Source organism: Microbacterium sp. NPDC090281 (assembly GCF_044769635.1).
In the GTDB taxonomy this organism is placed as follows: Bacteria; Actinomycetota; Actinomycetes; order Actinomycetales; family Microbacteriaceae; genus Microbacterium.
This window is the reverse complement of record NZ_JBIVYH010000001.1, coordinates 958,490-984,997: the sequence shown is the minus strand read 5'-3', so window position 1 is coordinate 984,997 and position 26,508 is coordinate 958,490. Positions and strand designations below refer to the sequence as shown.

The window sequence follows — 26,508 nt, the reverse complement described above, 5'->3', positions numbered from 1 at the left end:
TCCTCCACAACAAGACTCAGAGCGCCGCTCTCCACACCTCCAGCCCCCGCCCAGGAAACCACCCCTCACCCCTCCATAAGGTGGACGAATGAGCCCAGTGATGATCCGCAAAGCCCGCACCGATGACACCGAAGACTCCGAAGACATCACGGGAGCGCGCATCCGCACGCGAGGTCTCACCTAGCCCAGACTCATCGAGCACCCCGTTCGCGCTAATACTCCAGCTCGACCCCACGACACGTCCCCAACGCCGATCCTCGACCCCGCACGAGAACCACCGTCATCCGCTCTCGATTTGACGCTCACGATTTCGCCGATTAAATTACAGATCGGTAACGGTGGCATCCGGGGGGATCGACCGCCGCGAATACCTGCCCTCCCGGAAGGATCCCGTCACGAATTCCCTGCCACCCGAGCGCGCTCATGATGCCTCGGAAGTCCCGACAGAAGTCCCCGACTCGACCCGACCGCTTTTGCGGCGTGACCGGCGGCGCTCCGCCATCACAGATTCGCAGAGTCCCCTCCCGGTGAACGCAGCCCCCGCACCGGACGCAGCCCCCGCACCCGACGCGGCCCCCGCACGCAACGCCGCGCCTGAGGCAGCCCCCGCACGTGACGCAGCCTCCGCCCCTGAAGCGGCCCCCGCGCCCGAGGCAGCGGCACCGCAACCGCAGACAGCCAACAAGCCCCGGTCCTGGGACCCGCGCCTGCGGCCCCGGCACATGGCTCCGCAGACCGCACCGCGGGCCGCATCGCCCTCGCGGGTTCCAGCCGGCCGAGCGAAGCGTCCGTGGGCGAAGGCCAAGGCGCTCGGCGCCACCTTCGCCATCGGTGTGATGATCACCGGTGCCGCACTGCCCGCGCTCAGCACCACGAGCGATCAGGCCGCCGCGACCACTGCCCGGGTCTCCACCGTGGCAGACGGTACCGCACAGTCCTACACGGCGAAGGACGAGATCCGCGCCGAGATCGCTCCGCGTGGGAGCTTCTCCGCGACGACGCCAGAGGAGATCAAGGAAACCCACTCGCGCGCCGTCGCCGCGGCAATCGCTGCCGGTATGCCGCTCGGGAGCGCGTTGGAGATCCCTCTGGCCGGACGCATCGTCATGCCGATGGCCGATGGGACCTACTCGTTCACGGATGGGTTCGGCGCCTCGCGTCCAGGCAGATCGCATCTCGGGCAAGACTTCGCAGCCCCCGTCGGCACGCCGATCAACGCCGCGATGAAGGGCTGTGTCTCCCGCTCCACCGAGAGCTACCAGGGCTACGGCGTGACGATCCAGATCGAGAGCATCGTCGACGGGCAGGCCGTGAGCACGGTCTACTCGCACATGACATACGGAAGCCGTGCGGTCGAGGTCGGCGACTGTGTCGAAGAGGGCCAGTACATCGGCGACGTCGGATCGACCGGCTATGTGTTCGGCTCCTGCCTCCACTTCGAGGTGCACATCAACACGGTCGCCGTCGATCCCATGCCGTGGCTCAAGAAGAACGTGAGCTGACCCCGACCGTCCACCTGCACGGCCGCCGCTCGACTCCGCAATCCCCATAGGGTGGGTGGATGAACCCGCTGGTGATCCGCGCCGCCCGCGCCGAAGACGCCGAAGACATCGCCGGCGTGCACGTCCGCTCGTGGCAGGTCGCCTATCGCGGGCTCATCGACCAGTCCGTGCTCGACGGTCTCTCCATCGACGAGCGCGCTGCAGGTTGGCGTCGCATCGTCGCTGAACCGCTGCCGACGGGCCTCGGAACCCTTGTCGCCGTGCGCGACGACCGCGTCGTGGGCTGGGCATCGCTCGGCTCGGGCCGAGACCCCGATGGACTCACCGACGGAGAGGTCTACGGCATCTACGCCGACCCCTCAGCCTGGTCGACGGGCGCAGGCCACGCGCTGCTCGAGGCGGCCGAACAACGCATCATCGAGGCCGGCCATGACCGCGCCTACCTCTGGGTGCTCGATGGGAACGAACGTGCCGACTCCTTCTACGCCCGCCACGGTTGGGTCGAGGACGGCGCGATCAAGATCGAGGAGCGCCCGCAGCTCATCCTGCGCGAGCACCGCCGAGTGAAGCTGCTGCCGGCCTGACCGTTCGGTTTCCCCACTCGGCTTCCCGCACGATTCGCCGCACGATCCCCGTCAACCGGCCATCGCGCGACCGGCACTCACTGCCCGGTCGAGCTGGGCATCGAGTGCGCGCCAGGCGCCGAGCTCGAACGACAACACGATCGCGATCGGCGAGATCACGATGACGAGCAGGCACAGCCACAGCGGAAGCCCCACCGCCGCCAGCACGATCGCGAGCACCGGCAACGCGAGAACGGTGATCTGCAGCGGCGAGTTCTTGGGGAACTCGGACACCAGCCAGGCATGCAGCAGGTACAGCGTGACCATGAAGACCAGCACCGGGATCGCGATCGACGAGATCGCCGTGAGAGTGCTCACGTGGTAGTGCTCGTCGTACACGTACCCGATGACGTGCAGGCCCGCACCGACCGCGGCGATCGCGGCGAAGAGCAGGATGTGGCCATACCCCCACACCAGCGCCTTGGAGCGACGCACCGCGAGGATCGGCGCGCTCGGAACCATGAAGTAGACCCACCACAGGGCGAAAGCCATGACGATCCCGAGCCCGATCACCATGATCGAAGAGAACGACCAGCCCTCCGCGTCGGTCACCGCCTGCGCCGCAGCCAGCGTGCCGAACACGGTCTCTCCGAGCGCGATGATCGCGAGCAGCGAGTAGCGCTCGGCGATGTGGTGCGGATGCCACGGGGTGGCCCCGCCGTGGCGAAGCCCCTTCGTCTCGGCGACGATCGGACTCGACCAGTCGATCACCGAGACGATCAGCGCTCCGATCAGGAACCCCATCGGATCGAGCGGGAGGAAGAGCAGGATCACCCATCCCACCTGCGCGATCCCGATGATCAGGGCGTAGGTCTTGGCGACGGCGAGATACTGCGGACTCCCGTGCGCGGCACGCAACCACTGCGCGATGACGGCCACCCGCATCACCACATAGCCGGCGACCATGACCTCGTTCGCGACCGGCTGTCCCCGCTCGAGCGACGCGAACATCTGCGGAAGGCCGATCGCCAGCACGACCACGCCCGCCATCTGCACCATGGTGAGCACCCGGAACAACCAGTCATCCGTGTCGAACGCCGACGCGAACCATGAGTAGTTGATCCACGCCCACACGATCGCGACCATGGCGAAGCAGAACCCGCCGATACCTGCGGCGAAGTCGCCGTGGGCGATCGCCGAGGCGAGCTGGTTACCGGCGACCCCGAACGCGGCGACGAATGTCAGATCGAACAGCAGCTCGAGTGGAGTCGCGGCGCGATGCGACTCGGTCGCATCGCGACCCGACATCCGTCGCAGTCCATGGCGGAAGTAAGCAGGCGTCGACATGTGAACCCCCCAGAGTTTGTCGGTTCACGATAGTAGCCCGCTTCGACCGCCGGGCTCGCGTCAGTCGAGCGCGCTCATCACGTGCTTGATGCGCGTGTAGTCGTCGAAGCCGTACTGCGAGAGGTCTTTCCCGTAGCCGGAGTGCTTGAACCCGCCGTGCGGCATGTCCGACACGAACGGGATGTGCGTGTTGATCCACACGCAGCCGAAGTCGAGGTCGCGCGAGAAGCGCATCGCCCGTGCGTGGTCGGTCGTCCACACCGAAGCGGCGAGGGCGTACGGCACGTCGTTCGCCATCTCCAGCGCCTCGTCATTCTCGGAGAACGACTGCACCGTGAGCACCGGCCCGAAGATCTCGCCCTGCACGACCTCATCGTCCTGGTGCACGCCGGATACGATCGTGGCCTCCCAGAAGTAGCCCTGATCTCCCTGGCGACGGCCACCGGTCTCGATCTTCGCGTGAGCGGGCAGGCGATCGATGAATCCCTGCACCTGTGCGAGCTGGGCGGCGCTGCTCAGCGGGCCGTACAGCACGCTTTCCTCGTGCGGGGCGCCGGTGCGGGCGTGCGTCTTCGCCCTGGCCACGAGCGCGGCGACGAGCTCGTCGTGCCGTGAGGCGTGCACGAGCACCCGGGTGGCCGCGGTGCAGTCCTGTCCGCCGTTGAAGAAGGCCCCGTTGACGATGCCGTCGACGGCCTTCTCGATCGATGCGTCGGCGAACACGATGGCCGGAGCCTTGCCGCCGAGCTCCAGGTGCACGCGTTTGACGTCGTTCGCCGCAGAACGCGCCACCGCCATGCCCGCCCGCACCGAACCGGTGATCGCGACCATCTGCGGCGTGGGGTGCTCTACGAGCGCGACGCCCGTGTCCCGATCACCGAGCACGACGTTGAGGGTGCCGGCCGGCGTGTGCAGCGCGACGATCTCGGCGAGCAGCAGCGTGGTGAGCGGTGTCGACTCCGCAGGCTTCAGCACGACCGTGTTGCCGGCGGCGAGCGCGGGAGCGATCTTCCACACCGCCATGTTCAGCGGGTAGTTCCACGGGGTCACCTGGCCGATCACCCCGACGGGCTCGCGACGCACGAAGGAGGTGTGCCCGGCGAGGTACTCCCCCGCCGCCCGACCCTCGAGGCTGCGAGCGGCGCCGGCGAAGAAGCGCAGCTGGTCGACCGACTGCATGATCTCGTCGGCGACCAGGCTCGCGCGCGGCTTCCCCGTGTCCTGCGACTCGAGATCGGCGAACTCCTCGGCCCGCGCCAGCATCTCGTCGGCGATGCGGAACAGCGCCAGCTGCCGGTCGGCGGGCGTGACGTCACGCCAGAACCGGAAGGCGGCGGATGCGGCGGCATACGCGGCATCCACGTCGCTCACGTCGGAGAGCGGCAGCTCGCCGTAGGTGTCTTCGGTGACCGGGTCGATGAGCGGCATCCGGCCGGCGCCACCCGCGGGCACGTAGCGTCCGCCGATGAAGTTCTGCAACGGCGCTGAATCCTTCAGAAGATGACTGGGCATGGGGTCATCGTATCCGCTTCGATACGGAATCTGAAGATCTGATCAGAGCAGACGACTGAATCAGTTGCGCAACAAAGGTATGGCTGACAATATCGACATATGAGCACGAAGCCGTCCCTGCCTGCCCTTGATGACATCTCGAAGCGCATCGTCGAACTGCTGCAGGAGGACGGCCGCCGCCCCTACGCCGAGATCGCTCGAGAGGTCGGGCTCAGCGAAGCTGCGGCCCGCCAGCGGGTGCAGCGGATGACAGAGGCAGGCATCATCCAGATCGTCGCGGTCACCGACCCGATGCAGCTCGGCTTCCACCGCATGTCGATGGTCGGCATCCGGGTCTCGGGGGATCCCCGCGCGATCGCCGAGGAGCTCACCACGATCCCCGAGCTGGCCTACGTCGTCGTCACGCTCGGTACCTTCGACATCCTCGTTGAGGCCGTGTGCGAGAACGATGAGCATCTGATCGACCTCATCGCGACCCGCATCCGCACGATCCCCGGCGTCGCGCACACCGAGAGCATGCTCTACGCAGGCCTCTACAAAGACCTCTACAACTGGGGCACGCGCTGAAGCGCGCCCCGCACACAACGGAGAGAACAATGGGCACCACCGTTTTCGAACGCCAGCAGCCGTCACCGTCCGTCATCGACGACTCCCTCCGCGACACCGCCCTGCGGGTGTTCTGGCTCGACGATGTCGATCGACCGACGCATCCTCGCCTGAACGGCACGGTCCGCGCCGACCTCGCCATCGTCGGCGGCGGGTACGCCGGGCTGTGGACGGCGGTGCGAGCGAAGGAGCGCGACCCCGAACGCCGCGTCGTGGTGGTCGAGGCCTCGCGCATCGCCTGGGCGGCCTCCGGTCGCAACGGTGGCTTCTGCGAGTCGAGCCTCACGCACGGTCACGAGAACGGCGTGAACCGGTGGCCGGAAGAGATCGACCGGCTCGAAGAGCTGGGCCACGAGAACCTCGACGGCATCGGCGAGACCGTCGAGCGCTACGGCATGGATGCGGAGTTCGAGCGCACGGGGCAGCTGGCCGTCGCCGTCGAGCCGCACCAGGTCGAGTGGTACCGCGATGAGCCGGGCTTCCTCGACCGCGAAGCCGTGCAGGCCGAGGTGCACTCGGAGACGTTCCTCGCCGGAGACTGGGACCGCGACGGCTGCGCCATGGTGCATCCGGCCAAGCTCGGCCTGGAGCTGGCGCGCGTGGCCGCAGACCTGGGCGTCGAGATCTACGAGCACAGCCTGGTGCGCGCCATCGAGGGCGACGGGTCGGGACCGATCACGCTGGTCACCCCGAACGGTCGGGTGATCGCGGATGCCGTGGCCCTCGGCACGAACGTCTTCCCCTCGCTCCTCAAGCGCAACCGCCTGATGACCGTACCCGTGTACGACTACGTGCTGATGACCGAGCCGCTCACGACCGAGCAGCTGGCGTCCATCGGCTGGTCGAACCGCCAAGGCCTCGCCGACAGCGCGAACCAGTTCCACTACTACCGGCTCACGGGCGACAACCGCATCCTGTTCGGCGGCTACGACGCGGTCTACCACTTCGGCGGCAAGGTGCGCCCCGAGTACGAGGACCGCATCGAGAGCCACCGCAAGCTCGCCTCGCACTTCTTCACGACGTTCCCGCAGCTGGAGGGCTTGCGCTTCACGCACCGCTGGGCCGGGGCGATCGACTCGTCGAGCCGGTTCTGCGCGTTCTTCGGCACGGCTCGCAAGGGACGCGTGGCCTACGCGACCGGGTTCACCGGCCTGGGTGTGGGAGCCGCACGCTTCGCGGCCGACGTCATGCTCGACAAGCTGTCGGGCGATTCGACCGAGCGCACCGAGCTGCGGATGGTGCGCGAGAAGCCCATCCCCTTCCCGCCGGAGCCCGCCGCGTCGATCGGCGTCAACCTGGTTCGGGCCGCGATGAACCAGGCCGACCACAACGAGGGCAAGCGCAACCTGTTCCTCAAGACGCTCGACGCCGTCGGAATGGGCTTCGACTCGTGAACGGTCTCGCCGCAGGGGCGGGAGTGGATGCCGGCGCCCTGGCACTCGACCACGAGCCACTCCCTGCCGAAGAGGTGCTCGCCGGTTCGCCGACGACCGCCGTACACGAGTTGGCGACGCTCGGCGGGATCGAGGTCGGCATCTGGGAGATGACCCCGGGCACCGCGACCGACACCGAGGCCGACGAGGTGTTCGTCGTGCTGTCCGGCCGCGCCACGATCGCGTTCGCCTCATCCGGCCTCCCCGACCTCGAGGTCGGCCCCGGCTCGGTGGTGCGCCTCGCCGAGGGCATGCGCACGACCTGGACCGTCACCGAGACGCTCCTCAAGATCTACGTGGCCTGAGCCCGGACTCGTTCGAATCGCGCGAATGGCCCCATCCGGAGGGGAAATGGGGCCATTCGCGCGATTCGAACCGGCGGGTCAGGTGATCGGAACCGGCACCGAGTCGATCAGCAGTCGCGTGTACTCGTGCTTCGGGTCGCCCAGCAGCTGCTCGGTCGGACCGGCCTCGACGATCTCGCCTCGACGCATCACGATCGTCTCGGCGCACACCTTGCGCACGACCGCGAGGTCGTGGCTGATGAACAGCAGGGTGAGACCCTGCTCCCGACGGATCCCGGCGACGAGGTCGAGCACCTGCGCCTGCACCGAGACGTCGAGCGCACTGGTCGCCTCGTCCATCACGAGCAGCTCCGGCTCCACGGCGAGTGCGCGGGCGATCGCGACGCGCTGACGCTGACCGCCCGACAGCGTGCGGGGTCGGGCGGCGAGATGCTCCTCCCCCAACCCGACGGCCGTGATCAGCTCGAGCGCCCTGGCAGCGGCATCGGCCCCGGTCCGCCCGGTGTGCAGTTTCAGCACGTCTTCGATCGCTCTCCCCGCAGGGATCCGCGGGTCCAGCGACAGATACGGATCCTGGAACACCATCTGCACGCTCTTCGCGCGCTCGAGGCGCTCCGCACGCGACCGCGGGATGCCCGACATCGAGCGTCCGCCGATGCGGATCTCCCCGGCGTCAGGCTCCTCGAGCCCGACGATCATCCGCGCGAGCGTCGACTTGCCCGACCCCGACTCGCCCACCACGGCCAGCGATCCGCCACGGGCGATCACGAGATCGGCATCGGCGACGGCCGCGACCGGATCCTTCCCTCGGCGCCGATACGTCTTGCCGACTCCGGCCACCACGAGCTGCGGTTCGGAACCGGATGCCGCGGTCGGCGGCGTGATCGACCCCGAGATGCGCGGAGTCGCGGCGACGAGACGACGCGTGTATTCGGCGGCAGGCGCCGTGAGCACCTCCCGCGCTGTGCCCTCCTCGACGATCGCGCCGTCCTTCATCACCACGAGGCGATCACACAGGGAGCCGGCGAGGTTCAGGTCGTGCGTGATGAACAGCATCCCCATCCCGCTCTGCGCGCACAGGTCGCGCAGCACCTGCACGATCTCGGCCTGGGTCGTGACGTCGAGCGCGGTGGTCGGCTCGTCGCACACCAGCAGGCTCGGCGACGCGCTCAACGCTCCCGCGATCATCACACGCTGCAGCATGCCGCCTGACAGCTCGTACGGATGCTGCGACAGATGGTCGGCGGGCGCCGGCAGACGCACGGCCGTGAGCAGCTCGACGGCCCGTGCGTGCGCGGCATCCTTCGCCCACCCCTCGCACAGTCGCAGCGCCTCCGTGACGTGGTCGCCGATCGTGCGCATGGGGTTGATGCCGGCCCGCGGATCCTGGAACACCATCGCCGCCTCGTGTCTACGGATCTCCTGCCGACCGGCCGCTCCCGCGAGCGGAGACCGCCCGTTCACCTCGACGGTGCCGCCCGTGATCGCCCGGTCGGGCAGCAGGCCGAGCACCGAACGCGCCGTGAGCGATTTGCCGGAGCCGGACTCGCCGACCAGCCCGACGGTCTCGCCAGGCGCGACCTGCAGCGAGATGCCGTGCAGGAGGCGGGTGCCGTTCGGGAGGTCGAGCGTGAGGTCCTGGATGTCGAGAAGAGTGCTCATGCGGGGATCCCTCCGCCGATCCGATCGGAGAGTTCCTCACCGATGATGTTCACGCACACGACGACGATCACGACGGCGACGGCCGGTGCGATCGCCGGCAGGAACTGCCCTGCCGCCACCCCCGACTGGGCCTCGTTGATCATCGCGCCCCAGTCGGCGGTCGGCGCCTGTACGCCGAGGCCGAGGAACGACAGCCCCGCGAGCTCCGCGAGCACGTAGCCGAAGTTCAGAGTGGACTGGGCCCCGACGATCGGCGTGACGTTCGGCAGCACGCGGCGCAGGGCGATCCACGATCCACCGAAACCCTGCACCCGATAGGCCGAGACATACGGGCGGGTGCGCTCCGCGGCGACCAGCGAGCGGGTGAGCCGAGCGACGAAGGGGGCGTAGGCGATGCTCATCGCGATGACAGGTGCGACCAGCCCCTTGCCGAACAGGGCGACCGCCATGATCGCGATCAGCAGCGAGGGGAACGCGAACAGCACGTCGAAGACCCGGCTGAGTGCGGCGTCGATCCACCCACCCCGCCATCCGGCCCAGAGCCCCAGCAGGATGCCGATGACCGTGGAGAAGACGACCACGAGGAGCGGGCCGATGAGCGCCGTGCGCCCGCCGTAGATCAAACGGCTGAGCAGGTCGCGACCGAGCGAGTCGGTGCCGAGCCAGTGCGCGGCCGAGGGCGGAGCAAGGAAGGCGGTGAAATCCACCGCATCAGGATCGTAGGGTGCGATGAAGGGCGCGAAGATCGCGGCGAGCACGACGACCCCGAGCACGACGACGCTGGCGAGGTAGAGGAATCGCGGACGCTTCCGGCGGGGCGCACGCAGCACCCGCATCGCGAGAGTGGGGGTCGAGGAGGTCATCGGGCACCAGCTCCGGCAGCGGATCGCGGGTCGATCCAGGGTTCGAGGATGTCGACGATGGCGTTCATCACGACGAACGCCATCACGACGAGGAGGACGATGGCCTGCACGACCGGGAAGTCGAGCCGGTCGACGGACTGCACGAGAAGCGAGCCGATGCCTGACAGCCCGAACGCGGCCTCGACGATCGAGCTCGCCACGATGAGCCCTGCCACGAGCACGCCGCTCACGGTGAGGATCGGGCCCAGGGCATTGCGCAGCACATGCCGGCGCACGACCACCGAGCGTCGCACGCCACGGCTCGTCGACACCTCGACATGCTCGCGGCCCAGCTGATCGACCATGGCCGAGCGAGTCACCTTGCCGACCAGGACGATGAACACCAGCGCCAGCGCAATCGAGGGCAGCGTCAGGTGATAGACCATGTCGAAGAAGCCCTCGCCGGCCCCGAATGAGGGGAACCAGCCCAGCTGCACCGAGAACAGCGCGATGAGGACGATCGCTCCGACGAACGACGGGATCGCGCCGAGCACCGTGAGTCCGATCAGCACGAACCGGTCGAGGGCCTTCCCTCGGTTCAGCGCGGCGACGGCACCGAGCACGACGCCGGCCACGAGCACGATCGCACCCGACATCGTCACGAGCATCAGCGTCACGGGAAGCCGGTCGCCGATCACCTCGGTGACGTCCTGCCGATACTGCAGCGACCGGCCGAGGTCGCCCTGCAGCAGCCCGAGGACCCACCGGATGTACTGCTCCCACGGCGGGAGGTCGAGCCCGTACTGGGCGGTGACCTGCGCCACCGCCTCCGGGCTGGGCTTGCGCCCGCGGAGCAGGAAGCTCACGGGATCTCCCGGCACCAGGAAGCGCGAGAAGAAGACGAGCAGCGACGCCAGGAACAGCGTCAGCAGCAGGCCGCCGAGCTTTCCGGCGACGCGACGTGCGGCTGTCATCGGGTGGTCTCCTCCGGGGTCGAGGTTCCGGCGATGCCGGGGGTGACGGGTGCGGCGGCCGCTTCGGGGCGGCCGCCGCATCCGCTCAGCGGGCGCCGATCGTGGCGGCCCAGGGGTAGTACATGAAGGCGATCGAGGGCTGCACGCCCGTGATGCGCTCGCCCAGGTAGAGCGAGATCGGCGCCTGGTACAGCGGCAGCCACGGCAGCTCCTCGTTGGCGATCTGCTGCGCCTTCGAGGTCAGCTCGCTGCGCGCCGCCGGGTCGTCGATCGTGACGGCCTCCTGCAGGATCTGGTCGAACTCAGGGTTCGACCAGCCGCCGTAGTTGCTGAAGTCGCCGGTCCTCAGCACCGAGTACATCTCGAGCGCATCGGGGCTGGAGAGATACCAGCTCGTGTAGAACAAGTCGACGCCTTCGCGGGCGCTCGGGTCGGAGAAGAGCGCGGTGTAGGCGTTCGGGGTGACGGTCTCGACCTTCACCTTCAGACCGATCGACTGCGCCGCGGCGACGGTCGCCTGCGAGATGACGGCGAAGTCGTTGCTGATGGGCGCGGTGACGTAGGTGAGCTCCGCCCCCTCGGCACCGGCCTCGGCGATGAGCTTCTTCGCCTCCTCCACGTTCTGGTCGTAGGAGGTGATGTCGTCGAACGCCGCCGTACGAGCGGCATCCGAGGCGTCCTGCCAGACCGACTCGGTGGTCATCACATCGGTCGTCGCGCCCACCCCGCGATACGCGGCCTGGAGGATCCCGTCGCGGTCCATCGCGAGCAGCAGCGCCTTGCGCACGCGGACGTCGCCGAGCGGGCCCTCGAGGTTGCTCACGACGACGTTGCCGACCGCTGTGTTCATGCCGAACAGCACGTCACCCTTGCCCGCGGACTGCAGGGTGGGCACGGCCTCCATCGGCACCATCCACGAGCCGTCGACGCTGCCCGACTTCAGGGCGTTGATCCGCGCGGTCGGGTCGGTCATGAAGACGAACTTCACCTCGCCCGAGCGGGCCTTGAGGTCGGCGTCCCAGTAGTCGTCGTAGCGGGTCATCGTGATCGACTCCCCCGAGTCCCACGAGGTCAGCTGGAACGGGCCGGTGCAGTTCACGCCACCGGTCGAGTTGCCGTAGTCGGCGCCCTTCTCGGAGAGCGTCGCCGCCGACTCGATGACGCCGGCCGACCCGCCCATGCCGAGGTTGAACTGCGAGTCGGGCCCGGTCATCGTGACCGTCACCTGACGGTCGCCGGTCTGCTCGATGGACTTCACGTTCTGATAGACCGAGAACCAGAACGAACCCACGGCGGGGTCCAGGTGTCGGCTCATCGACGCGACCGCATCGGCGGCGGTGAGCGGCGTTCCGTCGTGGAAAGTGACGCCCTCGCGGATCGTGTAGACCCAGGTATCGGGCGTCGGGTGCTCGAACGACTCGGCCAGTCCCGGGCTGAGCGAGTAGTCGGGGTTCAACCGCAGCAGCGATTCGCAGACGTTCGCGAGCACGGAGTTGTCGGCATAGTCGAAGGCGTACGCGTAGTCGAGGGAGTACGGCTCGGCGTAGCTCGCGAAGGTGAACGAGTCGATGTCGCCGCTGGGTGCGGCCGTGGTCTCGGTCAGCTTCCAGTCGATCGGTTCGTCGGAGCCGGCGTCGGTCGAGCCGGCGGGGCCGCAGCCGGCGAGCGCGGTGACGGCGAGCAGGCCGGCGAGGGCTGCCGCGCTGCCACGGATGAGGGGGCGGGAGAGGAGCGTGCGGTTCATCAGGACTCCTTGCGGTGGGTGTCGGGTACAGCAGGGTCGGATGCAGCAGGGTCGGATGCGGAGGCGTCGTATGCAGAGGCGTCGGATGCAGAAGCGTCGTACACGAGGCGCCCTTCGATCCACGTCGACGCGACCCGTGCCGTGTGGAGTTCGGCGGACGGGACGCCGAACGGGTTCGGCTCGATCACGACGAGGTTGGCGAGGTAGCCCTCCTGGATGCTGCCGGTGTCGTCGTCGCGCCGGTTCACGTATGCGGTGCCTGAGGTGTAGGCGGCGAATGCGGTTTCGAGGTCGAGTCGCTGCTGCTCACCACCGAGTGGCGGTTGCGCGGACCCCGGGTAGGTGCGGTTCACCGCGACGTGGATTGCGGCGAGGGGATCGGCCGTGGAGACCGGCCAGTCGCTGCCCGCTGCCAGGCGCACGTTCTCGCGCACGAAGTCGCCGAACGGATACTGCCGGTCGACCTGTCCGTCCTGAAGGAACGGCAGCGTGAGCTCGTCGAGCTGATCCTCGTGCGTGGCCCACAGCGCCTGGATGTTGGCGATGGCGTCGAGCGGCGCGAAGCGCGCGACGTCATCCGCTGCGACGATCTGCAGGTGCGCGAGGTGGTGCCGGCCATCGGTGTCGCCGTTGGCGTCGCGAGCGATCTGCAGGGCGTCGAGCGCCTCACGCACGGCGCGGTCTCCGAGCGCATGCATGTGCACCTGCTGCCCGGCTTCGTCGAGCGCTGTCACGTATTCGCGCAGCTTCTCCGGCTCGATGAAGCTGAGGCCGTGGTTGCAGGTGTCGTGCCCCGTCTCGTCACGGTACGGGGTGAGCATCGCGGCGGTCTGGTTCTCGGCCACGCCGTCGACCATGATCTTGGTGGTCCCGAGATCGATCCGACGATCGGGGTACTCGGCGGCGGCGCGGGCACGGCGGTCCGCCATCCGCGCGACCTGGTCGATCCCCCCGTCGCGCGCCCACCACTGCGCACCGACGACGTGCACCAGCAGGCGCCCTTCGGCAGCGGCGCGCTCGTACGCGGGGAGCGGGTCGGCGATGCCGCCGGAGTTCGCTGCGACCATCGCGTCCTGCCATCCCGTGACGCCGAGGGCGATGAGCTCGTCCTGTGCACGCAGGAGTCCCTGATACGCGAGATCGTCGGAGGTGGCGGGGCGCACGGTGGCGAACAGCTCGCCCGCTCCCTCGTGGAAGGTCCCTGCCGGGAAGCCGTCGGCCTCACGCACGATCCGGCCGTCTTCCGGGTCGGGCGTCTCGGCCGTGATCCCGGCCCGCTCGATCGCCGCGGTGCTCGCCCAGGTGCTGTGGTGGTCGCGGCTCTGCAGCAGCACAGGGCGACCGCCCGCCGCCTCGTCGAGCAGGCCACGGGGCGGGTTGCCGCCGGGGAAGTGGTCCATCCCCCACCCACCGCCGAGGATCCACTCCTCGTCGGGGTTCTCCTCGGCGTAGGCGCGGATGAGGGATGCCGTCTGCTCGGCGTTCTCGGCCTCGGTGAGGTTGCACTGCAGCAGTTCGATGCCGCCGCCGACGGGGTGGATGTGCGCATCCTGGAAACCAGGGCTGAGCAGCGCGCCCGCGAGGTCGACCCAGGTCGCATCCCCCGCCGCACGCGCCGAAGCATCCGCGTCGGGGATGACGGCGGCGATCCGCCCGTCGCGGACGATCACGGCGTGACCGGTGAGCGGGGTGCCGGTGCCGGTGAAGACCGCACCGCCATGGAAGACGAACTCGGATGACATCGTTCTGCCTCTCTGCAGCATCGAAGGGGGAACTGCGATCACGCTAGCTCCCGACAACACCGGTGTCAACAGTGTTGACCACACTCGGGACTCGACCTAGATTGAAGACGTCGCGTCACGCTCGGAATCCGATCGGACTGCGATGATGGACGAGACGGAAGGAGGCGGCGATGAGCGCGGTCACGAAGAAGGACCAGCCGCCCAAGCGCGCCCGACTGGATCGAGACCTCATCGTCGAGGCCGGCCTCGAACTCTCCGGCGCACCTGGCGTCACGACGATCTCGGTACGCGACCTCGGCTCCAGGCTCGGTGCCGACCCCACCGCGATCTACCGCCACTTCCAGAGCAAAGACGCCCTGATGGGTGCGCTCCTGGACGAGCTCAACGGCCGCGCAGCGGCATCAGTGCAGACGCCGCCGGAGCGGTGGGACGAGCGCCTGCGCGAACTGTCGCTAGCGACACTCGACCTGTTCACCCGGCACCCCGCGATCGGCGCAGAGGCGATGACGCTCACGACGCACGGGCCCGGCGAACTCGCCGCCATCGAGCTGATGCTCGACGCGTTCCAGCGCTGCGGACTCGACGGTGAGGAACTGGTGCGGCACTACGCCCTGCTGGCCGCGCACGTGCTCTCGCTCGCCGCCGGCATCGCTCGGGCACGGGCAGAGAACACGAGCGATGACGATGGCGACTCCTGGCTCGACACTCCGCTGCTCGCCGACCCGCGCAGGTTCCCGCTCATCGCGCAGCACTCCCTGCTGCTCTCAGAGCTGCAGGACCGGGACCTCTTCCTGAGCGGGGTCGACCTCATCATCGACTCCGCCAGACGCACCGCCGCCGCCTGAACACGCGGACCTCTTGCGCACCAAGTAGTTTTGTGACAAAACTATGTTCACCGCTCACGGCGAGCGGAGAGCAGGAGAGATCGATGAGGATCATCATCGTCGGCGCAGGCATCGGCGGACTCGCCACCGCGATCAGCCTGCACGAGGCGGGGTTGCGCGACGTGACCGTGTTCGAACGCAGCAGCACCATCCGCGGGCTCGGCGTCGGCATCAACCTCCTCCCCCACGCGATGCGCGAGCTCACCGAACTCGGTGTCGCCGACTCGATCGCCGCCGAAGGCGTCACTCCCACGACACTCAGCTACTTCAGCCGCCGCGGCCAGGAGATCTGGAGCGAGCCGCGCGGCCTCGCCGCCGGCTACCACTGGCCGCAGCTCTCCGTGCACCGGGGCCGTCTGCAGCTCGCCCTGCGCGACCTCGCCGAAGCCCGCCTGGCCGAGCCGATCCGCCTCGGCCACCGACTGATGGCCACGGCATCGAACACCGACGGCACCGAGACCGCGCGCTTCGCGACCGACGACGGCGAGGTCGAAGAGACCGCAGACGTGATCATCGGCGCCGACGGCATCCACTCCGCACTCCGAGCCCTGAGCTACCCCGACGAGGGCGCACCGCCCTGGAGCGGCCTGACGCTGTGGCGCGGCATCACCCGCATTCCCGCGTTCCTCGACGGCCGCACCATGATCATGGCCGGCGACGGCGAGCAGAAGTTCGTCGCCTACCCCCTGAGCGAGAGGGATGCCGCGGGCGACATGCTCGTGAACTTCATCGCCGAGCGCCGCGTCGGCGGCACCGGCGATGCGGACTGGAACCGCGCCGTCGACCCGGCACCGATCGCCGAGCTGTTCCGCGAGTGGAGCTTCGACTGGCTCGACATCCCCGCTGCGATCGCGCGTGCCGAAGAGATCCTCGAGTATCCGATGGTCGACCGCGATCCCCTCCCGCAGTGGACCCACGGGCGCACCACCCTTCTCGGCGACGCCGCGCACGCGATGTACCCGAACGGGTCGAACGGCGGCTCGCAGGCGATCCTCGATGCCCGCACGCTGGCGTTCCACCTTGCCGCCTCCGACGACTCCGCCGCCGGCATCGAGGAGGCGCTCGCCCGCTATGAAGACGCTCGTCGCCCCGCGATGACCGCGCTGCTCGCCGGGACCAGGGCCACCGGACCCGAGCGGGTGATGCAGCTCGCCCGCGAGCGCGCACCGCAGGGCTTCGACGACATCGAGCAGGTGATCCCCTTGGCCGAGCGTCGACGGATCGCGACCGACTACAAGGTCGCGGCCGGATTCCTGCCCGAGCTGCTCAACGACCGGCCGTCGCTCACCCCGCCCTCTGATCGCTCGTCGACTCCGACGGAAGCGCGCCGATGACCGGGCTGGACGCCGCCAGACTCGCCGCCGTCATCTCTCCGCTGCGTCGCGCACTGCTGGCCGCGACGCGCGCGGAAGCCGGTCTCCCCGAGCTCTCGGAAGCGCAGATCGATGTCCTCCGCACCCTTCCGGCGGGTGCGAGCCGAGGTCCGGCGGAGATCGCCGCGCAGCTGCGCCTGAGCCGACCGACGGTGAGCAACCTGCTCAGTTCGATGGAAGCGGACGGCCTGGTCGAGCGTGGCCCCGATCCATCCGACGGACGTCGAGTCGTGGTGCGCGCCTCCGACCGGGCGCTGGACCTGTTCGACCGCTTCGATGCCGTGAACTCCGCCCTCGTCGAACGGGTGAGCCGCGAACTCGATGACGCGGATCGCGCTGCCCTCGACGCCGCACTCCCCGCACTCGAACGCCTCTGCGCCGCGCTCACCAGGCCGGATGCCCCCACTTCGTCGAACCGTCAGGACACCCCGTGAACACCCTGCATGACCTGCTGCCCGCCCCGACGCTCGAGGCCGCCTTCGACGTCTCCGTCGATCTCGGGGGGCTGGAAGACCACGGTCCGACCAGTGCCGGGCACCGCCGCGTGGTCCCGATCCTCGGCGGCCGCATCACCGGCATCGTCGAGGCCGAGATCCTTCCCGGCGGCGCCGACTGGCAGCTCATCCGCTCCGACGGCACGATCGAGATCGACGGCCGCTATTCGGCGCGCACCGCATCCGGCGATCTCCTGCTGCTGCACGCGAAGGGACTGCGCACCGGGTCGCCGGAGGTGCTGGAGAGACTGGGCCGCGGAGAAGACGTCGATCCCCGCTCGTACTGCTTCCGCACGACCGTGCAGGTCGAGACCGCTGCACCTGCGCTCGCCGATCTCCAGCGCAGCCTCTTCATCGCGGTCGCGCAGCGCCAGGCGAACGCGGTGCACTACCGCGCCCATCGCGTGGGCTGACTCCGGATGCGAAGAACGCCGGGAGCCCCTGAGAGCTCCCGGCGTTCTCGATATCGTGCCGAGACCTCAGGCCGCGGCATCCGCCTTCCGCAGGAACCACATGCGGCGCTCCTGATCGCGGCGCAGCCAGGGCAGGAACGCCCACCACAGCAGCACGGCCACCGCAGCACCGCCGATCAGCCCGGCGCACGTGTCGGTGAACCAGTGCGCGTTGATGAGCGTGCGCTGCCACACCATGCCGACGGCCAGGAGCACTCCGAGCACGATCCAGACGCGACGCACCCAGACCGCGGATGCCGGGATCAGCGCGAGCACCGTGATGATGATCGCCGCCATGCTCACCGAATGCCCGGAGGGGAACGAACCGTGGTCGACCTGCACGAGCGGGCCGAAGAGTCCGCCCGCCACGTCTTCGGCCGGACGCGGCCTGTCGACGAGGTTCTTCGTGAGCTGCGACAGGAGCCCAGGGCCTGAGAGCTGCACCGCGATCACGAACAGCGCGGAACGCCAACGCCCGATCAGCACCAGCACGAGCGGGAGCAGGATCATCATGAGCACGGCCCCGGGGAGCTGACCGAGGTTCTGGAACATCTGCGCCAGCGCGAAGCCGGGCAGCGTCGACTCCGGCCCGACCCCGATGCCGCTGCGCCACAGGTCGTCGAGGCCCTGCGTCCACGGAGCATCGGGTGCGGCGAGCACGCCGATCGCGAGCGCCACGAACACCGCGAGCAGCCCGAGCGCGGTCCACAGCATCCACCGAGGGCGCGGCATCGCTGCCGGTCGGGTGGTGTCCCCGACCGCGACAGCCGTCGTCACGACGACGTTCCCAGCAGTGGACGCACCGAAGCGTAGGCGTCGGCGACGTCACGCGTCGGCACGTCGTAGACCCGGGCGATGCCCTTCGCCCCCTGATGGCGCGGCCACCCGGGGTCACCGCCCGCGATGAACGCCACAGCGGCTCCGTGCACCTCGTCGGCCAGCTCCTGCGGCGGGTTCGGGCCGGCGAGCGGCTCCATCGCAGGGCCATCGAGGCAGTCGAAGAAGAACGGCACGTCGAGGCAGTGCTCGGCGAATCCGAAGTGTCCCGACGGCCACGAGAACCGGTACAGCCAGGTGGGGGCGGTGCCGCGGTCGGCGACGATCTTCAGCAGAGCCGAGCGGAACATCCGGTCGGTCAGCAGCCGACCGGCCACGCGTGCGTTGCCCAGCCCCGTGACGTCGGCGTTGGCGGCGAGATACTCCCGACGCACGCTCTTCGGCAGACCGAGTTTGTTCAGCAGGAGCGACCTCGGCACCCAGCGGAGCTTCTTCGCCGCGTCCGAGAACGCCATCGTGAACTCGTCGTCGGTCGCGCCGAGCACCAGCGGCTTGTCGGCGCCCACACCGGCCCTGAGCGCCTCGCGCGTCGAGCGCGGCAGCAGGTCGCCGTCGATGGTGGGTCCGAGCGGCAGCCCCTCTTCGACCATGCTCCCGAGCGAATCGGGCCCGAGCGCTGTCGCCTTCTTCTGCAGTTCGAGGATGCGCTCCTCGGACAGCGTCGAGAACCCGGCGACGGTCGGCTCGACACCCGCCGCCGCAGCGAGTCCACGACCGAACGCCTCGGCACGCGCCGGGGCGACGTCGGCGAGCGCACCGGAGATCGCATACACACCCTGGAACAGGTGCTGCGCCTTCTCCATGCCGAGCAGCGTCATCACAGCGCCGCCACCGGCGGACTGCCCGGCGATCGTGACCCGCGACGGGTCCCCGCCGAACTCCGCGATGTTCTGCTGCACCCACTCGAGCGCGAGCAGCCAGTCGCGCACGCCGCGGTTCGAGGGAGCATCCTCGATCCAGCCGAAGCCGTCGAAGCCGAGGCGGTACGACAGCGACACGGTCACGACGCCGTCGCGGTTGAAGTTGCGGCCGTCGTACCAGGGGCTCGCGGGCGAGCCGGCGAAGTATCCGCCGCCGTGGATCCAGACGAGCACCGGGAGCCCTGCCCCCTGCTCCACGCGGGCCGGGTTCGGGGTGAAGACGTTCACGTTGAGCGTGGAGTCGCCCTCGACGCTCGGCTCGGGGATGAGCGTCACGCCCGGGTCGCCGCGCTGCGCGGTGGCCGCGAACTCGAGTGCGTCATGCACACCCTCCCACGGACGCTTGGGCACGGGCGCCTGGAAGCGCAGCTCGCCGATCGGCGCCTCCGCGAACGGGATGCCGAGGAACCCCGCCGACCGCGGATTCCCACGCCCTCCCGTGGTCGGACGCCAGCGGCCACGCACCCGTCCTGCGGCGGTGGCCACCTCGACGAAGTCGGCGGTCGTCTCGAAGTCGGTATCCGTCATCACAGCATTCTCCTGGTCGTTCCTGGTCATCAGCGCACTCCCTTGATCGGCGCGGTCGCGACGGCGGCGAGGATCACGAACACGATCGCGAAGACGAACAGCATCGCGTAGCCGCCCAGAGCCGTGATGATGACACCGCCGATCGCGGGGCTCAGAGCCTGCGGCACGTTGGTCGCGACGTTGAGGATGCCGAGGTCCTTGCCCGCCGAGACGCCCTCGTTCGGCAGCACCTCGGTCATGAGCGCCGCATCCACCGACATGTAGAGGCCGAAGCCGACGCCGTTGATGATGCTCATCAGGATCATGCCGGTCATGTTCGGCTGCAGCAGCGGCATCGCAAGCCCCGCCACCATCACGACGGATGCGGCGTAGATGAAGACCTTGCGACGACCGACCTTGTCGCTCCACCAGCCCGAGAGCGCGATCGCGATCAACGTCGGGACGAACGCCACGAGCGTCAGGGTGACCACCGCACCCTGGGCTTCAGCGAGAGGCAGCCCGATGTAGTCGGTGAGCATGTACAGCTGGTAGGCGCTGACGACGAAGTAGCCGAGGATCAGCAGGAACCGCGCGGCGAACGCCCACGCGAAGTCCGGGTGGCGACGCGGGTCGATCCAGAAGCCCTTGAAGAATGCGCCCCAGCGGAACGCGTCGACAGCGGCATGCTTCGACGACCAGTCGCGGTTCACGAGCGCGAACAGCAGCGCGGCCACGATCACCGCGCCGCCGAAGATCCCGTATCCGATGCCGATCTGCGCGGCGAACGCACCGGCGAGCATGATGCCGACCGTCATACCCAGCTGGGTGCCGAGGCCGATCATCGCGCTCGCGCCGCCTCGCTTCGAGCGGGGGAATCGGTCGGCTGTGATAGCGGTGAGCGGCGCCTGGAAGAAGTTCAACGCCACCTGGATGACCACCCAGAACACCGTGATCCAGAGGATGTCCGTCAACGAGCCCATACCGAACAGGAAGATGCCGCCGATGACCGCGCCGAGCACCATCCACGGCACGCGGCGCCCGAAGCGTGAGCGTGTGCGGTCGCTCAGCGCACCGACGATCGGCTGAGCGAACAGCGTGAAGACGAAGGAGATCGTCGTCACGATGGCGAGGTTGCCGACCTTGTTCGCCTCGTCGATCATCAGGATCTGGCTGGGCAGCAGGATGGCGATGAGTCCGCCGTACGTGGCGAACAGAGTGAGTGACGCGATCAGCAGGCTGGGCAGCAGACGCCGATTCGCCGGCGGGCTCGCGGCAGGGTCACCCGCTTCGGGGGGCACGGATCGGATCGTGCCGGTCGGGGCGAGTTCGGCGGCGGGGTCGAGCGGGGACACGGACATGTCGGCTCCTCGTTGAGCGGTTTCGGGTTAATACCAAACGCTGTTCGGTATTCATCCGACATCGTGACAGATCGGATGCCACCCCCGCAAGCCATTAACGAACGTTGTTTGGTTTTTGTGATCTCGCCGTGACGGTTACCCTGGAGCGATGGCGACACGAGGGGCATACGCGAAGGGCGTCGCGAAGCGCGAAGAGATCCTGGAAGCCGCCCTCGCCGTCGTGGCCGAGCACGGATACCGCAAGGCCTCGGTGCGTGAGATCGCGGATGCCGCCGGCCTCAGCCCCGCGGGACTCCTGCACTACTTCGGCTCCAAAGAAGAGCTGTTCGTCGCGATCCTGCGTGCCAGAGACGACCGCGACGAGCAGCAGTACGCCGGAACGGATGCCGCCACCGCCTTCCTCGCGGTCATGCGCCACAACGCCTCCGTCCCCGGTCTCGTGCAGCTCTACGCTCAGCTGGCCGCCGAGGCGGGAGATCCCTCGCACCCCGCGCACACCTACTTCCGCGAACGCACCGCACGCGTCGAGGGATTCTCCCTCGCCCAGCTCGCGGAAGATCAGCGCGAAGGCCGCATCCGCTCCGACCTCGACCCCGCCTGGGTCGTGCGCACCCTGCACGCCCTGGCCGACGGACTCCAGGCGGCATGGATGCTCGACCCGACGCTCGACATGGCGGCCGAGATCGAGCAGTTCCTGGTGCTGCTGCGGCCCGTGTGACGACGAGCCCGACCACTCGGTTCAGTCGAGCGTCTTCACCTCGGCGTGCGGCATCCGCGTCTTCATGATCCGGACCGCCTCGGGGTTGTCGTCGACCAGCACGGCGTCGCGGCCGAGCGCCGAGGCGACCGCTCCCGTCGTGCCACTCCCCGCGAACAGGTCGAGCACCCGGTCACCCGGACGACTCGAGGCCGTCACGATGCGGCGCAGGATCCCCTCGGGCTTCTGCGTGGGATAGCCGGTCTTCTCGCGCCCGGTCGTGGGCACGATCGTGTGCCACCAGACGTCGGTGGGGAGCTTTCCGCGCGCGGCCTTCTCGGCCGTGACCAGCCCCGGCGCCATGTAGGGCTCGCGGTCGACCTCGTCGGAGTTGAAGACGTACTCCCGCGGGTTCTTCACGTAGACCAGGATCGTGTCGTGCTTCGTGGGCCACCGGCTGCGCGACTTGGCGCCGTAGTCGTACGCCCAGATGAGCTCGTTGAGGAAGCAGTCGCGCCCGAACACCGCATCGAGCATGACTTTCGCATAGTGCGCCTCGCGGTAGTCGAGGTGCAGGTAAAGAGTGCCGTCATCCGCCAGCAGTCGCCAGGCTTCCTCGAGCCGCGGCATCAGGAACGCGCCGTAGTCGTCGAAGCGGTCGTCGTAGGCGCGCAGCATCCCGCGCACGCGCTCGTACGCGTGGCCGTGGAATCCGTGCCGCACCTCGGTCTCGGGTGCGGGCGCTCCGGCAGTCGCCCAGGGATCCGTGGTCGGGGCCTCCGGTGCCGCCTTCCCTGCTTCCGCGTCGACCCCGACCGGATCAGTAACTTCTTCCAGCGCCGGGAAGGTGCGCCGTGCGGTGACTACCTGCCGCTCCTGCGTGCGGCCGGTGTTGAACGGCGGGTCGAGGTACACGAGCGTGAACGACCCGGAAGGCAGGGTCGCGGCGACGGCGAGGTTGTCGCCCTCGACGATCGTCACCGCACCGGGAACGACAGGATCGGGCACGACCGGCGCGATCACGGACGCGATGTCCGACACGTCGTCCGGAGCGTCCTCCACGGCGTCCGCCGCCGTGGGGAGGTCAGGTTCCAGCGCCGTCACGGCACCCGATGCAGCCACGCCTCGGTGGCGAACTTCGACTCCACGAGCGCCTCGGCGTCGGCATATTCGTCTGCCGAGATCGACCCGGTCTCGGCGTCGGTCAGCGAGCGGAAGGTGTCTTTGAACCGCTCGATGATCTCGGCGCGCTCGAGTCCGGTCTGGCTGCGCAGCGGGTCGACGCGCTTGGCGGCGGACGCGGTGCCCTTGTCGCTGAGCTTCTCTCGCCCGATGCGCAGCACCTCGGTCATCATCTGACCATCGATGTCGTACGACAGGGTCGCGTGGTGCAGCACTCCCCCGTTGGCGAGGCGCTTCTGCGCGGCGCCGCCGATCTTGCCGGTCGGGCTCGCGATGTCGTTGAGCGGCTGGTAGACCGCGTCGATGCCGAGCGAGCGCAACGCCTGCAGCACCCAGTCGTCGAGGAAGGCGTAGGAGTCGGCGAAGGTCATCCCGGCCACGAGCGACGCCGGCACGTACAGCGAGTAGGTGATGATCTGCCCTGCTGCCATGAGCATCGCGCCGCCGCCGGAGATGCGGCGGACGACGTCGAATCCGTGCTTGGCCGCACCATCGGGATCGACCTCGTTGCGATACGACTGGAACGAGCCGATCACCACGGCCGACTGGTCCCACTCCCAGATGCGCAGGGTGGGTCGGCGGCGCCCTTCGCCGACACGGGCGGTGAGCACCTCGTCGAGGGCGAGGTTCATGCGGGGCGAGACGGCCTTCTCGTGCACGATCTCCCAGTCGAAGTCACGCCACCCCGGCGCCGTGACGAGCGCACGGCGCACAGCGGTGCCGACCGCTTCAGGAGTGAAGCCGAGCAGCTGAGCACCATCGGGCAGCGCCTCGCGGACGGCGGATGCGATCGCCGTCGCATCGGACTCCACCGGCAGGCCGTCGACCGCGGCGTTGATGTCGTCCAGCGCCGAGTCCGGCTCGAGGAAGAAGTCTCCGGCGAGGCGGAAGCGGGAGATCCGGTCGCCTTCGATCTCGAGGTCGACGACGACGAGCTTTCCACCTGGGACCTTGTATTCACCGTGCACGGTTCCAGCTTAAGGCGCGCAGCCCTCGTTCCGGCGGTCAGCCTCCGAGCACCACCACGCGCTCCCCGGCGCGGATCGGCGTCGAGTACCGATTGCCGACGGGTGGGAGCGGGCAGACGAACTGATCGGAGAACGCGCACGGCGGCAGGTACGCGCGGTTGAAGTCGATCACGGCCGTGCCGTCATCGGCCGGCTCGTCGACCGGCAGGAATCGGAAGCGATAGGTCTCGAGCCCGTTCGTGCCGTCGGCGAACACCGCGCTCAGCGCCCCCTGTCCGTTCCTGGTCACGGTGAGCGTCTGCGGCGCCCCGGCCAGCTCGAACCGCAGCCGCCCGGCGACGGCGGTCTCTCGCGCATCACCGTCGACCGACGTGATCACGATCTGCTCGTCCGGCGTCTCCTCGAAGATCGCCGGCAGTCGCCAGCGTTCATCGGGGGAATACGCATCGATCGCCGTGAACCACTCCCGCTGCGGGCGGGCCGGATTCAGCACGCGCAGCGCCAGCGTGCCGTGGCGTTCGAACACGCGCACCTCGCGACGGCCGAGACGGATGCTCTCCGCACCGCGCAGCGTGACGGTCGAGCCTGCCTGACCGAGCTCACTGCCGCGGATGCCGCCGTCGCCGGTCAGCGCCCAGAGCCCGGGGATGCCGTCGACCGCCGCCGCCTCGGTGATGAGCCAGTTCGTCGACTCCAGCGCCGACGGACCGTACTCCGACCCCGCATAGCGCTCGCGTGACGCGTGCCAGTCCTGCCAGTCCTTCACGAAGCTCATCGGAGCGGATCCTCCCTTGCGAGGGCACCGCACCGCGGAGCACTCCTCGCTCATGCGCGGAATATTGCCCCGAATCTACGGTGGCTCCGCGGCCGGTGAGGCGGTCGCGTCACACGCCTTCACCGCGCGTAACGCCGCGTCACACCAGCGGCGTCGGGGAAGGATCCTCAGCGCGCGGGGATGTGCTTGTCGAGCCACGCCAGCACGTCGGCGCGCACCTCGTCCTGCTGCAGTTCGTTGAAGATCTCGTGACGCGCATCCGGGTAGACCAGCGTCGTGATGTCGGTGAGTCCGGAACGGCTTCGGTACTCGTCGGCGAGCTTGTGCACGCTGCGGGGTCCGCCCACCGGGTCGTCGCGCCCGACCAGCAGCAGCAGGGGGATGTCATGCCCGAGGGCCTTGGCCGGGCGGCCGTAGAGCTTCGCGGCCTCGATCGGCCCGAACAGCTTGAGCAGTGGCTCATCGGTGGTCAGCGGGTCCTCGTCGAACGAGGTCCAGACACCCGGGTCTCGGCTGAGCCATTCGAACCCGGTCGCCTCATCGGCCGACCAGCGCGCGTTCAGGGGTGCGGCGTTGAGCGAGCCGGGCATCCGAAGCGCAGAGCCGGAGAGGATGACCGCATCCCATGCGTCGGGGTGGTCGTTGACGAGCATCTGCGCCAGGAAGGAACCCCAGGAATGACCGAGCAGCACGAGCGGCAGATCGGAGTTCTCGTCGCGGATGATCTCGGTCAGCTGCCAGACGGCCTCTTCGGCCGCGCGCAGGCCGCCCTTGCCCAGTCGGCCGAGCTTCTCGGGCCCGCCGTGCTGACGGATGCCGGTGCGGCCGTGCCCGCGGTGGTCGTCGGCATAGACGTGGAAGCCGGCAGCGGTGAGCGCCGCGATCAGCGCGCCGTACCTCCCGGCATGCTCGCCGACACCGTGCAGAAGCTGCACCACGCCGCGGGGCGTCCCCTCGGCGGAATGGACGTCGTAGACGATGTCGACGCCATAGGCATCGGTGAACTCACGGGTATCCATCACGGTGCGAGCCTACCCACGCGCGTCGCAGGCGGCTAGCGCGCGAGGGCATCCCGGATCGCGAAGGCGATGTCGCGGTCAGTGACCTCGTACCCGCCGACGCCGTCGGAGGCAGAGCCCATGCGCACGCCGCCGTCCTCTGCCACGGCACGCTTGGCGGAGAAGTGGATCGCATCGACGCCGGCCGCCGCGAGCACCGGAGCACTGGCGACATCGACCCCGCTGCCGGCCATGATCTCGATCTCACCCTCGGCTGCGGCGACGAGCGCACGCAGGGTGTCGATGCCGTCGATCGCGGCGGAGGCTCCACCCGAGGTGAGTACGCGGGCAAGGCCCAGCTCGCGGGCGCTCTGCAGCGTCGCGACGGGATCGGCGGTGACATCGATCGCGCGGTGCAGCGTCGCGGGCGCGCCGCCGGCGGCATCGCGCAGACGCGCCATGGCGAAGAGGTCGAGGCGCCCGTCGGCGTCGAGCGCACCGATCACCACACCGGATGCACCGGCGGCGATCGCGCGGCGCACATCGAGTTCGGCGACCGTGAGCTCATCCTCGTCGTAGTGGAAGCCACCGGCGCGCGGCCTGATCAGCACGTGCACCTCCGGGCCATCCGCTCCGGCAGCCTCGACCGCGAGCTCGAGCGTCGCGGGCGACGGGGTGAGTCCGCCGAGAGCGAGGGCCGTCGCGAGCTCGACGCGCGCGGCGCCGACCTCCTTGGCGATGCGCACTCCTGCGGGGTCCTGCACGGCGATTTCCAGGGCGAGCGTTCGGGTCACCCCTCCATTGTGCCCGCTGCCGCGACGGCATCCGAAA

General features: G+C 69.0%; 25 protein-coding genes. 10 read left to right on the top strand and 15 right to left on the bottom strand.

Going from position 1 to position 26,508, the window contains the following annotated elements; all coding sequences use genetic code 11:
- Positions 1–527 precede the first annotated feature (527 nt).
- Both ACIQTX_RS04705 and ACIQTX_RS04700 read left to right on the top strand, forming a co-directional pair.
- A complete protein-coding gene (locus ACIQTX_RS04705) occupies positions 528–1,502 on the top strand; it encodes a M23 family metallopeptidase (protein WP_402969526.1) in 975 nt (324 codons plus the stop codon).
- A 59-nt stretch (positions 1,503–1,561) separates the two neighbouring features.
- Positions 1,562–2,086 (top strand): GNAT family N-acetyltransferase, encoded by a 525-nt coding sequence (locus ACIQTX_RS04700; RefSeq protein WP_402969523.1) that lies wholly within the window; start codon positions 1,562–1,564, stop codon positions 2,084–2,086.
- A gap of 51 nt (positions 2,087–2,137) precedes the next feature.
- Here ACIQTX_RS04700 and ACIQTX_RS04695 read toward each other — a convergent pair whose 3' ends face one another.
- Together ACIQTX_RS04695 and ACIQTX_RS04690 are read right to left on the bottom strand one after the other, a co-directional pair.
- Positions 2,138–3,412 (bottom strand): low temperature requirement protein A, encoded by a 1,275-nt coding sequence (locus tag ACIQTX_RS04695; RefSeq protein ID WP_402969520.1) that lies wholly within the window; start codon positions 3,410–3,412, stop codon positions 2,138–2,140.
- A gap of 60 nt (positions 3,413–3,472) precedes the next feature.
- On the bottom strand, positions 3,473–4,924 hold the full coding sequence (locus ACIQTX_RS04690; protein WP_402969517.1) for a gamma-aminobutyraldehyde dehydrogenase: 1,452 nt from the start codon (positions 4,922–4,924) through the stop codon (positions 3,473–3,475).
- A gap of 99 nt (positions 4,925–5,023) precedes the next feature.
- On the opposite strand from ACIQTX_RS04690, the gene ACIQTX_RS04685 reads away from it, so the two are divergent.
- The 3 genes from ACIQTX_RS04685 to ACIQTX_RS04675 are packed head-to-tail and all read left to right on the top strand — an operon-like array spanning position 5,024 to position 7,268.
- Complete coding sequence (locus ACIQTX_RS04685) at positions 5,024–5,491, top strand: Lrp/AsnC family transcriptional regulator (protein WP_028500716.1); 468 nt, start codon at positions 5,024–5,026, stop codon at positions 5,489–5,491.
- Between the two features lie 29 nt (positions 5,492–5,520).
- On the top strand, positions 5,521–6,924 hold the full coding sequence (locus ACIQTX_RS04680) for an NAD(P)/FAD-dependent oxidoreductase (protein ID WP_402969513.1): 1,404 nt from the start codon (positions 5,521–5,523) through the stop codon (positions 6,922–6,924).
- Positions 6,921–7,268 (top strand): cupin domain-containing protein, encoded by a 348-nt coding sequence (locus ACIQTX_RS04675; protein WP_402969510.1) that lies wholly within the window; start codon positions 6,921–6,923, stop codon positions 7,266–7,268. The genes ACIQTX_RS04680 and ACIQTX_RS04675 overlap by 4 nt, the downstream gene beginning before the upstream one ends.
- Before the next feature lie 78 nt (positions 7,269–7,346).
- On the opposite strand, the gene ACIQTX_RS04670 is transcribed toward ACIQTX_RS04675, so the two are convergent.
- From ACIQTX_RS04670 to ACIQTX_RS04650, 5 genes are all read right to left on the bottom strand, one after another.
- Positions 7,347–8,930: an ABC transporter ATP-binding protein gene (locus ACIQTX_RS04670; protein ID WP_402969507.1), complete on the bottom strand. Its 1,584-nt coding sequence runs from the start codon at positions 8,928–8,930 to the stop codon at positions 7,347–7,349.
- On the bottom strand, positions 8,927–9,793 hold the full coding sequence (locus ACIQTX_RS04665; protein WP_402969504.1) for an ABC transporter permease: 867 nt from the start codon (positions 9,791–9,793) through the stop codon (positions 8,927–8,929). Before ACIQTX_RS04665 ends, ACIQTX_RS04670 begins: the two co-directional genes overlap by 4 nt.
- Positions 9,790–10,746: an ABC transporter permease gene (locus tag ACIQTX_RS04660; protein WP_402969502.1), complete on the bottom strand. Its 957-nt coding sequence runs from the start codon at positions 10,744–10,746 to the stop codon at positions 9,790–9,792. Before ACIQTX_RS04660 ends, ACIQTX_RS04665 begins: the two co-directional genes overlap by 4 nt.
- Positions 10,747–10,831: 85 nt before the next feature.
- The gene (locus tag ACIQTX_RS04655) at positions 10,832–12,490 is read right to left on the bottom strand and encodes an ABC transporter substrate-binding protein (protein WP_402969499.1); all 1,659 of its coding nucleotides are present in this window, start codon (positions 12,488–12,490) and stop codon (positions 10,832–10,834) included.
- Complete coding sequence (locus ACIQTX_RS04650) at positions 12,490–14,232, bottom strand: amidohydrolase (RefSeq protein ID WP_402969496.1); 1,743 nt, start codon at positions 14,230–14,232, stop codon at positions 12,490–12,492. The genes ACIQTX_RS04655 and ACIQTX_RS04650 overlap by 1 nt, the downstream gene beginning before the upstream one ends.
- A gap of 170 nt (positions 14,233–14,402) precedes the next feature.
- On the opposite strand from ACIQTX_RS04650, the gene ACIQTX_RS04645 reads away from it, so the two are divergent.
- From ACIQTX_RS04645 to ACIQTX_RS04630, 4 genes are all read left to right on the top strand, one after another.
- Positions 14,403–15,077, top strand: a complete 675-nt coding sequence (locus ACIQTX_RS04645) for a TetR/AcrR family transcriptional regulator (RefSeq protein ID WP_402969493.1) — start codon at positions 14,403–14,405, stop codon at positions 15,075–15,077.
- A gap of 83 nt (positions 15,078–15,160) precedes the next feature.
- On the top strand, positions 15,161–16,450 hold the full coding sequence (locus tag ACIQTX_RS04640) for a flavin-dependent oxidoreductase (RefSeq protein ID WP_402969491.1): 1,290 nt from the start codon (positions 15,161–15,163) through the stop codon (positions 16,448–16,450).
- Entirely contained in the window at positions 16,447–16,923 is a 477-nt protein-coding gene (locus ACIQTX_RS04635; RefSeq protein ID WP_402969488.1) for a MarR family winged helix-turn-helix transcriptional regulator, read from the top strand. The genes ACIQTX_RS04640 and ACIQTX_RS04635 overlap by 4 nt, the downstream gene beginning before the upstream one ends.
- Positions 16,920–17,396 carry a DUF3237 domain-containing protein gene (locus ACIQTX_RS04630; RefSeq protein WP_402969485.1) on the top strand — a complete coding sequence of 159 codons (477 nt, stop codon included), beginning with the start codon at positions 16,920–16,922 and terminating at the stop codon, positions 17,394–17,396. Before ACIQTX_RS04635 ends, ACIQTX_RS04630 begins: the two co-directional genes overlap by 4 nt.
- Before the next feature lie 66 nt (positions 17,397–17,462).
- Here ACIQTX_RS04630 and ACIQTX_RS04625 read toward each other — a convergent pair whose 3' ends face one another.
- The 3 genes from ACIQTX_RS04625 to ACIQTX_RS04615 are packed head-to-tail and all read right to left on the bottom strand — an operon-like array spanning position 17,463 to position 21,057.
- Positions 17,463–18,212 carry a phosphatase PAP2 family protein gene (locus ACIQTX_RS04625; RefSeq protein WP_402969482.1) on the bottom strand — a complete coding sequence of 250 codons (750 nt, stop codon included), beginning with the start codon at positions 18,210–18,212 and terminating at the stop codon, positions 17,463–17,465.
- Entirely contained in the window at positions 18,209–19,720 is a 1,512-nt protein-coding gene (locus ACIQTX_RS04620) for a carboxylesterase/lipase family protein (protein ID WP_402969479.1), read from the bottom strand. The genes ACIQTX_RS04625 and ACIQTX_RS04620 overlap by 4 nt, the downstream gene beginning before the upstream one ends.
- Positions 19,721–19,749: 29 nt before the next feature.
- A complete protein-coding gene (locus ACIQTX_RS04615; protein WP_402969476.1) occupies positions 19,750–21,057 on the bottom strand; it encodes an MFS transporter in 1,308 nt (435 codons plus the stop codon).
- A gap of 148 nt (positions 21,058–21,205) precedes the next feature.
- Here ACIQTX_RS04615 and ACIQTX_RS04610 point away from each other — a divergent pair, with 148 nt between their 5' ends.
- A complete protein-coding gene (locus ACIQTX_RS04610) occupies positions 21,206–21,775 on the top strand; it encodes a TetR/AcrR family transcriptional regulator (RefSeq protein ID WP_402969473.1) in 570 nt (189 codons plus the stop codon).
- 21 nt (positions 21,776–21,796) lie between these two features.
- Here ACIQTX_RS04610 and ACIQTX_RS04605 read toward each other — a convergent pair whose 3' ends face one another.
- The 5 genes from ACIQTX_RS04605 to ACIQTX_RS04585 form a co-directional block, all read right to left on the bottom strand.
- Positions 21,797–22,735 carry a DNA-methyltransferase gene (locus ACIQTX_RS04605; RefSeq protein ID WP_402972958.1) on the bottom strand — a complete coding sequence of 313 codons (939 nt, stop codon included), beginning with the start codon at positions 22,733–22,735 and terminating at the stop codon, positions 21,797–21,799.
- A gap of 119 nt (positions 22,736–22,854) precedes the next feature.
- On the bottom strand, positions 22,855–23,904 hold the full coding sequence (locus ACIQTX_RS04600) for a biotin/lipoate A/B protein ligase family protein (RefSeq protein WP_402969470.1): 1,050 nt from the start codon (positions 23,902–23,904) through the stop codon (positions 22,855–22,857).
- A gap of 37 nt (positions 23,905–23,941) precedes the next feature.
- Positions 23,942–24,679, bottom strand: coding sequence for a DUF1684 domain-containing protein (locus ACIQTX_RS04595; protein WP_105528498.1), 738 nt, complete (start codon positions 24,677–24,679; stop codon positions 23,942–23,944).
- Positions 24,680–24,846: 167 nt separating this feature from the next.
- Positions 24,847–25,698, bottom strand: coding sequence for an alpha/beta fold hydrolase (locus ACIQTX_RS04590; RefSeq protein ID WP_402972956.1), 852 nt, complete (start codon positions 25,696–25,698; stop codon positions 24,847–24,849).
- A 35-nt stretch (positions 25,699–25,733) separates the two neighbouring features.
- Positions 25,734–26,471: a copper homeostasis protein CutC gene (locus tag ACIQTX_RS04585; RefSeq protein ID WP_402969466.1), complete on the bottom strand. Its 738-nt coding sequence runs from the start codon at positions 26,469–26,471 to the stop codon at positions 25,734–25,736.
- Positions 26,472–26,508: the final 37 nt, after the last annotated feature.

Excerpts from the sequence above, each read along its gene's own strand:
- ACIQTX_RS04700 (WP_402969523.1), top strand. The coding sequence starts at position 1,562 with ATGAACCCGCTGGTGATCCGCGCCGCCCGCGCCGAAGACGCCGAAGAC.
- ACIQTX_RS04695 (WP_402969520.1), bottom strand. The coding sequence starts at position 3,412 with ATGTCGACGCCTGCTTACTTCCGCCATGGACTGCGACGGATGTCGGGT.
- ACIQTX_RS04690 (WP_402969517.1), bottom strand. The coding sequence starts at position 4,924 with ATGCCCAGTCATCTTCTGAAGGATTCAGCGCCGTTGCAGAACTTCATC.
- ACIQTX_RS04685 (WP_028500716.1), top strand. The coding sequence starts at position 5,024 with ATGAGCACGAAGCCGTCCCTGCCTGCCCTTGATGACATCTCGAAGCGC.
- ACIQTX_RS04680 (WP_402969513.1), top strand. The coding sequence starts at position 5,521 with ATGGGCACCACCGTTTTCGAACGCCAGCAGCCGTCACCGTCCGTCATC.
- ACIQTX_RS04670 (WP_402969507.1), bottom strand. The coding sequence starts at position 8,930 with ATGAGCACTCTTCTCGACATCCAGGACCTCACGCTCGACCTCCCGAAC.
- ACIQTX_RS04665 (WP_402969504.1), bottom strand. The coding sequence starts at position 9,793 with ATGACCTCCTCGACCCCCACTCTCGCGATGCGGGTGCTGCGTGCGCCC.
- ACIQTX_RS04660 (WP_402969502.1), bottom strand. The coding sequence starts at position 10,746 with ATGACAGCCGCACGTCGCGTCGCCGGAAAGCTCGGCGGCCTGCTGCTG.
- ACIQTX_RS04655 (WP_402969499.1), bottom strand. The coding sequence starts at position 12,490 with ATGAACCGCACGCTCCTCTCCCGCCCCCTCATCCGTGGCAGCGCGGCA.
- ACIQTX_RS04650 (WP_402969496.1), bottom strand. The coding sequence starts at position 14,232 with ATGTCATCCGAGTTCGTCTTCCATGGCGGTGCGGTCTTCACCGGCACC.
- ACIQTX_RS04645 (WP_402969493.1), top strand. The coding sequence starts at position 14,403 with ATGAGCGCGGTCACGAAGAAGGACCAGCCGCCCAAGCGCGCCCGACTG.
- ACIQTX_RS04640 (WP_402969491.1), top strand. The coding sequence starts at position 15,161 with ATGAGGATCATCATCGTCGGCGCAGGCATCGGCGGACTCGCCACCGCG.
- ACIQTX_RS04635 (WP_402969488.1), top strand. The coding sequence starts at position 16,447 with ATGACCGGGCTGGACGCCGCCAGACTCGCCGCCGTCATCTCTCCGCTG.
- ACIQTX_RS04620 (WP_402969479.1), bottom strand. The coding sequence starts at position 19,720 with ATGACGGATACCGACTTCGAGACGACCGCCGACTTCGTCGAGGTGGCC.
- ACIQTX_RS04615 (WP_402969476.1), bottom strand. The coding sequence starts at position 21,057 with ATGTCCGTGTCCCCGCTCGACCCCGCCGCCGAACTCGCCCCGACCGGC.
- ACIQTX_RS04610 (WP_402969473.1), top strand. The coding sequence starts at position 21,206 with ATGGCGACACGAGGGGCATACGCGAAGGGCGTCGCGAAGCGCGAAGAG.
- ACIQTX_RS04595 (WP_105528498.1), bottom strand. The coding sequence starts at position 24,679 with ATGAGCTTCGTGAAGGACTGGCAGGACTGGCACGCGTCACGCGAGCGC.
- ACIQTX_RS04590 (WP_402972956.1), bottom strand. The coding sequence starts at position 25,698 with ATGGATACCCGTGAGTTCACCGATGCCTATGGCGTCGACATCGTCTAC.